We start from the raw sequence: 667 nt of genomic DNA, 5'->3' as shown, positions 1-667 counted from the left end.
CGCCGGTCATGCCGGTGGCGTCGGCCCACAGGCCCCAGGCCAGCGAGGTGGCCGGCAGGCCGGCCGCGCGGCGGGTCGCCGCGAGGGCGTCGAGGGCGGCGTTGGCGGCGGCGTAGTTCGCCTGGCCGGGGTTGCCCAGCTGTGCCGCGGCGGAGGAGAACAGCACGAAGGCCGCCAGCTCGGTGCCCGCGGTGAGCTCGTGCAGGTTCCAGGCCGCGTCGACCTTCGGGCGCATCACCCGGGCCACCTGCTCGGCGGTCAGCGATTCGACGACGCCGTCGTCCAGGACGCCCGCCGCGTGCACGACGGCCGTCAGCGGGTGCTCCAACGCGGCGAGCAGCTCGGCCAGTTGGTCGCGGTCGGTGACGTCGCAGGCGGCCACCCGGGCCTCGGCGCCGAGCGCCGACAGCTCGGCGACCAGCTCGGCCACGCCCTCGGCGGCCGGGCCGCGACGGCTGACCAGCAGCAGGCGCTTGGCACCGCGCCGCTCGACCAGGTGCTTGGCGAACAGGGCGCCGAGGCCGCCGGTGCCGCCGGTGATGAGCACGGTGCCCTCGGGGTCGAGGGCCGCCGGCACGGTCAGCACGACCTTGCCGGTGTTGCGGCCCTCGCGCAGGTAGCGGAAGGCCTCCTGGCCCCGGCGCACGTCCCAGGAGCGGATCGGCGA

The 667-nt window shown here is 76.9% G+C and carries 1 protein-coding gene; it reads right to left on the bottom strand.

Annotated features, from left to right (window positions below; genetic code table 11):
- A partial coding sequence (locus VM95_RS37860) for an SDR family NAD(P)-dependent oxidoreductase (protein WP_045706095.1) occupies positions 1–667 on the bottom strand: 667 nt, incomplete at both ends.

The organism is Streptomyces rubellomurinus (genome assembly GCF_000961885.1).
GTDB lineage: Bacteria > Actinomycetota > Actinomycetes > Streptomycetales > Streptomycetaceae > Kitasatospora > Kitasatospora rubellomurina.
The sequence above is the reverse complement of the archived record's forward strand: the minus strand, read 5'-3'. Positions and strand labels throughout refer to the sequence as shown.